This window comes from Kitasatospora mediocidica KCTC 9733 (assembly GCF_000744225.1).
GTDB classification, from domain to species: Bacteria; Actinomycetota; Actinomycetes; order Streptomycetales; family Streptomycetaceae; genus Kitasatospora; species Kitasatospora mediocidica.
Genome location: NZ_JQLN01000004.1, coordinates 995,259 through 1,004,878 on the forward strand (window position 1 = coordinate 995,259; position 9,620 = coordinate 1,004,878).

The 9,620-nt window shown below is 73.6% G+C and carries 1 protein-coding gene; it reads right to left on the reverse strand.

Annotated elements, in window-relative coordinates; all coding sequences use genetic code 11:
- Positions 1-28 precede the first annotated feature (28 nt).
- Positions 29-9,589, reverse strand: a complete 9,561-nt coding sequence (locus BS80_RS11965) for a type I polyketide synthase (RefSeq protein WP_408607365.1) — start codon at positions 9,587-9,589, stop codon at positions 29-31.
- Positions 9,590-9,620: the final 31 nt, after the last annotated feature.

The window sequence follows — 9,620 nt, forward strand, 5'->3', positions numbered from 1 at the left end:
CTCGTCACAAACCTTGCGCGTGCGGACCTTAGATTCCGAGTTCTTTCTCGATGAAGTCGAAGACCTCATCCGGTGTCGCTTCCTGGAGCTGTCGCGTCACCGTCCCGCTGCCGGTGGGGAGCGCACGCGGCTCGCCCCACTTCGCCAGCAGGGTCTGCAACCGGGCGGCGATGTCCGCCCGGGTCTCGCCGTCCGGATCGATCACCGAGAGCGCGGACTCCAGCTTCTCCAGCTCCGCGAGCCCCGGTGCGGCGCCCGCAGCGCCGTCACCGACGATGTCTGCGCGCAGGAACTCGGCCAGGGCGGCCGGCGTCGGGTAGTCGAAGACCAGCGTGGCCGGCAGCTTGCGGCCGGTCGCGACGGCCAGCCGGTTGCGCAGTTCCAGCGCGATCAGCGAGTCGAAGCCGAGCTCCTTGAACGCCCGGCCCGCGCCGACCTCGGCCACCGACGGGTGGCCCAGCGCGGCGGCCGCGTTGGAGCGCACCAGTTCCAGTACGACCAGGGACTGTTCGGCCTGCGACATTCCGGTCAGCCGCCGCAGCAGCGCGGTGGCCGGGGCCTCGGCCGCGCCGTCGGCGCCGTCCGCCGCGCCGGAGCGCAGCTGACGCCGGACCTCGGGGAGGTCACCGAGCAGCGGGCTCGGACGGACGGCCGTGTAGCCGTGGATGAAACGCTCCCACTGGATGTCCGCGACGGCCAGGACGGCCTCCGGGTGGTCCAGCGCCTGCTGGAGCGCCAGCAGGGCCGACTGCGGGGCCATCGCCGGGACGCCGCCCCGGTCCAGCCGCTCGCCGATGGCACCGCCGGCCGCCAGACCGCTCTCGCCCCAGCGGCCCCAGGCCACCGAGGTGGCGGGCAGGCCGTCGGCGCGGCGCTGTTCGGCCAGCGCGTCCAGGAAGGCGTTGGCCGCCGCGTAGTTGCCCTGGCCGGCGTCGCCGAGCGTGCCCGCGATGCCGGAGAACAGGACGAACGCGGAGAGGTCGAGCTCCTTGGTCAGTTCGTGCAGGTGCAGCGCGCCGTCGGCCTTGGGGGCCAGGACGGTCGCGAAGCGCTGCGGGGTCAGCGCGTCCAGGACGCCGTCGTCGAGCACACCGGCGGTGTGCAGCACGGCGGTCAGCGGCCGGTCGGCGGGGACGGCGGCCAGCAGCGTGCGGAGCGCCTCGCGGTCGGCGACGTCGCAGGCGGCGACCGTCACCTCGGCGCCGAGGCCTTCCAGCTCCGCCCGCAACTCGACCGCGTCTGGGGCCTCCAGGCCACGACGGCTGGTCAGCAGCAGGTGTTCGGCGCCGTTGCGGGCCAGCCAGCGGGCCGCCTGCGCGCCGAGCGCGCCGGTGCCGCCGGTGACCAGGACGGTGCCGGACGGCCGCCAGGGCTTCGCCGCGGTCGCGCCGGCCAGCGGGGCCCGGCCGAGCCGGCGGGCGAGCACGCCCGAGGCGCGCACGGCGAGTTGGTCCTCGCCGCCGCTCCCGGCGAGCACGGCGGCCAGCCGGGACAGCGCGCGGTCGTCGGCGCCGGCCGGCAGGTCGATCAGGCCACCCCAGCGCTCGGGGTACTCCAGCGCGGCGGTCCGGCCCAGGCCCCAGACGAGGGCCTGCACCGGGTGGTCGGTGCGGTCCGAGCCGCCGACCGAGACGGCGCCGCGGGTCGCGCACCACAGCGGCGCGTCGATCCCGGCGTCGCCCAGCGCCTGCACCAGCGCGGCGGAGCCGAGCAGGCCGGCGTTGGCGGTGCCGGTGTCCGAGGTGGCGCGGTCGTCCAGGGCGAGCAGCGAGAGCACACCGGCGACGGCGAGGTCCCCGGCGAGTTCGGCGCGGATCAGGCCGGCCAGCGCCTCGCGGTCGCCGTGCGGGTCGAGGACGAGCGTGCGCACGTCCGCGCCGCGCTCGGTGAGCGTACGGGCCGTACCCTTCGCCCAGTCGCCGTCGGCGGCGCACTGCGGCACCACCAGCAGCCAGGCACCGGACAGCCGGGCCGCCGGGAGCTCGGGCAGCGGCTTCCAGGAGACCCGGTAGCGCCAGCCGTCCACGGCGGACTGCTCGCGGCTCTGCCGACGCCAGGACGACAGGGCCGGAAGGACCGCGCCCAACGAGGAGAGCGCGGCGGAGTCCGCGAAGTCCAGCGTCCCCGCGAGCGACTCCAGGTCCTCGCGCTCCACGGCCTCCCAGAAGCGTGCGTCGACCTCGTCGCCGCCGCCGAGCTGCGGGGCCGGCGCCTCGACGGCCTGCGGCCAGTAGCGCTGCTGCTGGAAGGCGTAGGTGGGCAGGTCGACGCGGGCGGCGCCGGTGCCGGCGAAGACGGCCGGCCAGTCCACCGTCGCGCCGCGCACCCAGGCCTCGCCGAGCGAGTCCCACAGCCGCTCCAAACCGCCCTCACCCCGGCGCAGGGTGCCGATCGCGGCGACCTCGCGGTCCATCGCCTCCGCCGTCTCCTGAACGGCCATCGTCAGCACCGGGTGAGCGCTGGTCTCCACGAAGAGACCGAAGCCCTCGGAGACCAGACGGCGCACCGCGCCCTCCAGTTCGACCGTGGAGCGCAGGTTGGCGAACCAGTAACCGGCGTCCAGCTCGGGGCCCTTGACCCACTCGCCGGTCACCGTCGACAGGAACGGCACCTTCGCCGCCATCGGCTCTACGGGTGCCAGGCACTCCAGCAGCTCCGCGTGCAGCGCCTCCACCTGCGCGGAGTGCGAGGCGTAGTCCACCGGGATGCGACGGGCGCGCACGCCGTCCGCCTCGCACGCCGCGAGGAGCTCCTCGAGCGCCGTCGGCTCGCCCGAGACGACGACCGAGGACGGCCCGTTGACCGCTGCCACCGAGACCCGCTCCTCTCCCCAACGTCCGATCAGTTCCCGGACCCCGCCGACCGGCAGAGCCACCGACACCATCCCGCCCGCGCCCGCCAGCACCCGGCCGATCACCCGGCTGCGCAGCGCCACGACCCGTGCCGCGTCCTCCAGCGAGAGGATCCCCGCCACGCAGGCCGCCGCGATCTCGCCCTGCGAATGGCCCACCACCGCGGCCGGCCGCACACCGAGCGACTCCCAGACCCGCGCCAGCGACACCATCACCGCGAACAACACCGGCTGGACCACATCCACGCGCTCCAGCGAAGGAGCGTCCGGCACGCCGCGCAGCACGTCCGGCAACGACCAGTCGCAGAACGCCTCCAACGCGGTCGCGCACTCACTCATCCGTGCAGCGAACACTGGCGAAGCATCCAACAGCGCCACAGCCATGCCTACCCATTGCGACCCCTGTCCCGGGAACAGGAATGCCGTCCTGCCCCCGATACCCGACCCCTGGGCCAGGTGGGGCACGGCCTCACCGCGGGTCAGCGCGTCCAGCGCCCGCACGAAGTCGTCCCGCTCACCGCCCACCAGCACCGCACGGTGGTCGAAGACGGCGCGGCCGGTGGCCAGCGAATAGCCCACGTCGAGCGGACGGGCGGACGGGTCGGCGCCGAGCGCGCCGAGCAGCTTCCCGGCCTGCTCGCGCACAGCCTGCTCGGTGCGGCCGGAGAGGATCCACGGCAGCGCCACCGGCTCGGACACCGGCTCCGCAGCCGGCTGCGGCAGGGCGGCAGGGGCCTCTTCCAGGATGACGTGCGCGTTGGTGCCGCTGAAGCCGAACGAGGAGACGCCCGCGCGGCGCGGACGCTCGCTCTGCGGCCAGCTGACCTCCTCGGTCAGCAGCTCGACCGCGCCCGCCGTCCAGTCCACGTGCGGGGTCGGCTCGGCGATGTGCAGGGACTGCGGGAGCACGCCGTGCTGCATCGACAGCACCAGCTTCATCACCCCGGCGACGCCGGCGGCGGCCTGGGTGTGCCCGATGTTGGACTTGACCGAGCCGAGCAGCAGCGGCCGCTGACCGTCGCGGTCCTGGCCGTAGGTGGCCAGCAGCGCCTGGGCCTCGATCGGGTCGCCGAGGCTGGTGCCGGTGCCGTGCGCCTCCACGACGTCGACCTCGGCGGCGGAGACCCGCGCGTTGGCCAGCGCCTGGCGGATCACCCGCTGCTGGGACGGGCCGTTCGGCGCGGTCAGCCCGTTGCTGGCGCCGTCCTGGTTGATCGCACTGCCGCGGACCACCGCGAGGACGGGGTGGCCGTTGCGCTGCGCGTCGGAGAGCCGCTCGACGAGCAGCATGCCCACGCCCTCGGCCGGGCTGAAGCCGTCGGCGTCCGAGGAGAACGCCTTGCTGCGGCCGTCCGAGGAGAGTCCGCGCTGACGGCTGAACTCGATGAAGGTGCCGGGCGTGGCCATCACGGTCACGCCGCCGGCCAGCGCGAGCGTGCACTCGCCGTTGCGCAGCGCCTGAACGGCCAGGTGCAGCGCGACCAGCGAGGCCGAGCAGGCGGTGTCCACGGTGACCGCGGGCCCCTCCAGGCCGAAGGTGTAGGAGAGCCGGCCGGAGACCACGCTCGCGGCGCTGCCGGTGGCGAGGTGGCCTTCGTAGCCCTCGGTGTTGCTCCGCATCAGGATCGAGTAGTCCGAGCCGTTGGAGCCGATGAAGACCCCGGACTGGCTGCCCTGCAGCGTGCCCGGATCGATCCCGGCCCGCTCGAACGCCTCCCACGAGGTCTCCAGCAGCAGGCGCTGCTGCGGGTCCATCGCCATCGCCTCACGCGGCGAGATCCCGAAGAAGGTCGGGTCGAAGTCGGCGGCGCCGCTCAGGAAGCCGCCCTCGCGGGTGTAGCTGGTGCCCTGGGCGTCGGGGTCCGGGTTGTACAGGGACTCGACGTCCCAGCCGCGGTCGGCCGGGAACGCGGAGAGCGCATCGCCTCCCGAGGCCAGCAGCTGCCAGAGCTCCTCCGGGGTACGGATACCGCCGGGGAAGCGGCAGCTCATCGCGACGATCGCGATCGGCTCGTCGTCCGAGAGCGCGGACCCCGTCGCCGTCGGGGCCAGCACGGCCTGCTGACCGCCGGACAGCTCCGCCCGCAGGTGCCGGGCGAGAGCGGTCGGGGTCGGGTAGTCGAAGATCAGCGTCGGCGGCAGCTTGAGGCCGATCGCCGCGTTCAGCCGGTTGCGCAGCTCGACGGCGGTCAGCGAGTCGAAGCCCAGCTCCTTGAACGCCCGGCCCGCCTCGACGGCGCCGGCGCCCGCGTAGCCCAGGACGGTCGCGACGGCCGTGCGCACCAGGTCCAGCAGGAGCGGCTCACGCTCCGCCTCGGGCAGCGCGCCGAGCTGACGCACCAGGGCGGCGGCTCCGGCGCCCTCGTCCTCGGCGTCCCCGTTCATGTCCTTGACGACGTCCCGGGCCTCGGGCAGGTCGGCCAGCAGCGGGCGCGAGCGGCCCGAGGTGAAGGCGAGGACGAAGCGCTTCCACTCCATGTCGATGACGGTGAGCACCGTCTCGTCGCGGTCCAGCGCGTGCTGGAACGCGTTGAGCGCCGGCTCGGGCGCCATCTCGTTGATGCCGTGGCGGCGCATCCGCTCTCCCACCCCGCCCTCGGCCATGCCACCGTCGCCCCACGGGCCCCAGGCCAACGAGGTGGCCGGAAGCCCGGCCTCACGGCGGTACTCGGCGAAGGCGTCCAGGAAGGCGTTGCCCGGCGCGTAGTTGCCCTGGCCGGGGGCGCCGAAGGTGGCGGCGAAGGAGGAGAAGAGGACGAACGCGGACAGGTCGAGGTGCTTGGTCAGCTCGTGCAGGTGCAGGGTCGCGTCGACCTTGACCTTCAGGACCCGGTCCACCTGCGCGGCCGTCAGCCCCTCGATCACACCGTCGTCCAGCACCGCGGCGGTGTGCACCACGGCGGTCAGCGGCCGGTCGGCCGGGATGCCGTCCAGCAGCGCGGCCAGCGCCTCGCGGTCGGCGACATCGCAGGCCGCGACCGTCACCTCGGCGCCCAACGCCTCCAGCTCCGCCCGCAACTCCACCGCACCCGGCGCCTCCAGACCACGACGACTCGTCAGCAGCAGGTGTTCAGCCCCCTCGGCCGCCAGCCGCCGCGCCACCCGCGCGCCCAGCGCACCCGTACCACCCGTCACCAACACCGTCCCCGACGCCCGCCAGGAACGCACCACCGGCGACTGACCCAACGGCGCACGCACCAACCGCCGCGCGAACAACCCCGACGTACGGACGGCGAGTTGATCCTCCTCACCATCACCCGCCAGCACCCCCACCAGACGCTCCAACGCCCGGGCGTCCGGAAGGGCCGGCACGTCCAGCAGACCGCCCCAGCGCTCGCCGTGCTCCAGCGCCGCCACCCGGCCCAGACCCCACACCAGCGCCTGCACCGGCGCCACCAGACGATCAGCACCGCCCACCGACACCGCACCCGACGTCACCGACCACAACGGCGCCACCACACCCGCGTCACCCAACGCCTGCACCAGCGCCAACTGGCCCACCACACCCGCCGGAACCGACCCGAACACCGGATGCGCCACATCGTCCAACGCCAACAGCGAGACAACACCGCTCAGTTCACCGCCCAGCCGCTCGGCCAGCGTGCCGCGCTCCTCCTCCAGACCCAGCACCAGCGTGCGCACCTCCGCACCGCGCTCGGCCAGCGCCGCGACGACGCCGCGCACCCACTCGCCGTCCGCCACACGCTCCGGCACCACCACCAGCCACGCACCCGACAGACGACCGGCCGACAGCTCCGGCAGCGCCTTCCACGTCACCTTGTAACGCCAGCCGTCCACCACCGACTGCTCACGACTCTGCCGCCGCCAGGCCGAGAGGGCCGGCAGCATCGCACTCAGCGGCTGATCGGCCTCGATCGCCAACTCGGCCGCCAGCGCCTGCCAGTCCTCGGACTCCACGGCCTCCCAGAAGCGGGCCTCCCCGGGGTCCTGGGTCGCGACGAGGGGGTCGGCAGTGCTCGTACCGGCTTCGAGCCAGTAGTGCTGGTTCTGGAACGCGTAGGTGGGGAGGGCGACTTGGCGCGAACCGGTCCCGGCGAAGGCAGCCGGCCAGTCCACCGACACCCCACGCACCCACGCCTCACCCACCGACGTCCACAACCGCTCCAAACCACCCTCACCACGGCGCAACGTCCCGATCGCGGCGACCTCGCGGTCCATCGCCTCCGCCGTCTCCTGAACGGCCATCGTCAGCACCGGGTGGGCGCTGGTCTCCACGAAGAGGCCGAAGCCCTCGGAGACCAGACGGCGCACCGCGCCCTCCAGTTCGACCGTGGAGCGCAGGTTAGCGAACCAGTAGCCCGCGTCCAGCTCGGGGCCCTTGACCCACTCGCCGGTCACCGTCGACAGGAACGGCACCTTCGCCGTCATCGGCCGCACCGGCGCCAGGCACTCCAACAGCTCCGCGCGCAACGCCTCCACCTGCGCGGAGTGTGACGCGTAGTCCACCGCCACCCGACGCGCCCGCACGCCGTCCGCCTCGCACGCCGCGAGGAGCTCCTCCAGCGCCGCCGGCTCACCCGAGACGACGACCGAGGACGGCCCGTTGACCGCCGCCACCGACACCCGCTCCTCACCCCAGCGAGCGATCAACTCCCGCACCCCGCCCACCGGCAGAGCCACCGACACCATCCCACCCGCACCAGCCAACACCCCGCCGATCACCCGGCTGCGCAGCGCCACCACCCGCGCCGCGTCCTCCAGCGAGAGGATCCCCGCCACGCAGGCCGCCGCGATCTCACCCTGCGAGTGGCCCACCACCGCCTCCGGGACCACCCCCAGCGACTCCCACACCCGCGCCAACGACACCATCACCGCGAACAACACCGGCTGGACCACATCCACGCGCTCCAACGAAGGAGCGCCCTCCACGCCGCGCAGCACATCCAGCAGCGACCAGTCGCAGAACGCCTCCAACGCCGAAGCACACTCCGCCATCCGCGCCGCGAACACTGGCGAGGAGTCCAGCAGTTCCACCGCCATACCCACCCACTGCGAACCCTGACCGGGGAACACGAACGCCAGCTGACCACCCGCAACCGACCCCTGCACCACACCCGGCGCCATCACCCCACCGGCCACCGCACCCAACCCCGCCAACAACTCCCCACGACCCGCACCCACCACCACCGCACGACGCTCCAACGCCGCACGACCCACCGCCAACGACCAACCCACATCACCCACACCAGGACCACCCTCACCCAGCGCAGCCAACAACCGCTCCGCCTGACCCGCCAACGCCCCCGCACTCTTCCCCGACAACACCCACACCGGCGGGACCTTGGCCTCTGCCGTGACCTCGGGCTCGGGCTCGGCCACCGGGGCCTGTTCGAGAATCGTGTGCGCGTTGGTGCCGCTGAAGCCGAAGGAGGAGACCGCCGCGCGACGCGGCCGCTCGGTCTGCGGCCACGGCTTCGTCTCGGTGAGCAGCTCGACCGCACCCGCCGACCAGTCCACGTGCGGGCTCGGCGCGTCGATGTGCAGGGTCTTGGGCAGGACGCCGTGGCGCATGGCCATGACCATCTTGATGATGCCGGCCACGCCGGCGGCGGCCTGGGTGTGACCGATGTTGGACTTGATCGAGCCGAGCAGCAACGGCCGGTCCTGCGGCCGGTCCTGGCCGTAGGTGGCCAGCAGGGCCTGGGCCTCGATCGGGTCGCCCAGCGTCGTGCCGGTGCCGTGCGCCTCGACCACGTCCACCTCGTCGGCGGAGAGCCGGGCGTTGGTGAGCGCCTGGTGGATGACGCGCTGCTGGGACGGGCCGTTGGGCGCGGTCAGCCCGTTGCTGGCGCCGTCCTGGTTGATCGCACTGCCGCGCACGACGGCGAGCACCGGGTGCCCGAGCCGCTGCGCGTCGGAGAGCCGCTCGACGAGCAGCATGCCCACGCCCTCGCCCCAGCCCGTACCGTCCGCGGCGGCCGCGAACGGCTTGCAGCGGCCGTCGGCGGCCAGGCCGCGCTGGCGGCTGAACTCGGTGAACGTGGACGGCGTGGCCATCACGGTCACGCCGCCCGCGAGGGCGAGCGAGCACTCGCCGTTGCGCAGCGCCTGGACCGCCATGTGCAGGGTCACCAGCGAGGACGAGCAGGCGGTGTCCACGGTGACCGCGGGACCCTCCAGGCCGAAGGTGTACGACACCCGGCCCGAGGCGATGCTGCCGGCGCTGCCGGTCCCGAGGAAGCCCTCGACGCCCTCGGGCACCGAGTCCAGCCGCGAGGTGTAGTCGTGGTACATCACCCCGGCGAAGACGCCGGTCCGGCTGCCCTTCATGGCGGTCGGGTCGATCCCGGCCCGCTCGAACGCCTCCCAGGAGGCCTCCAGCAACAGCCGCTGCTGCGGGTCCATCGCCAGCGCCTCGCGCGGCGAGATCCCGAAGAGCGCCGGGTCGAACGCCCCCGCGTCGTAGAGGAATCCGCCCTCACTGACATAGCTGGAGCCGGCCTGGTCGGGGTCCGCGTCGTACAGCGTCTCGACGTCCCAGCCACGGTCGGTGGGGAAGCCGGAGATCGCGTCGGCGCCGTCGAGCACGAGGCTCCACAGCTCCTCGGGGGTGCGCACGCCGCCCGGGTAGCGGCAGGCCATCGCCACGATCGCGATCGGCTCCTGGTTGCGGTCCTCGACCTCGCGCAGGCGTCGGCGGACCTGGCGCAGGTCCGCGGTCGCCCGCTTGAGGTAGTCGCGGAGCTTGTCCTCGTTCACCATTGCTTCACTGGCCATTGCGTCGGCTCCTTGCGAGAGGGGAGATGGT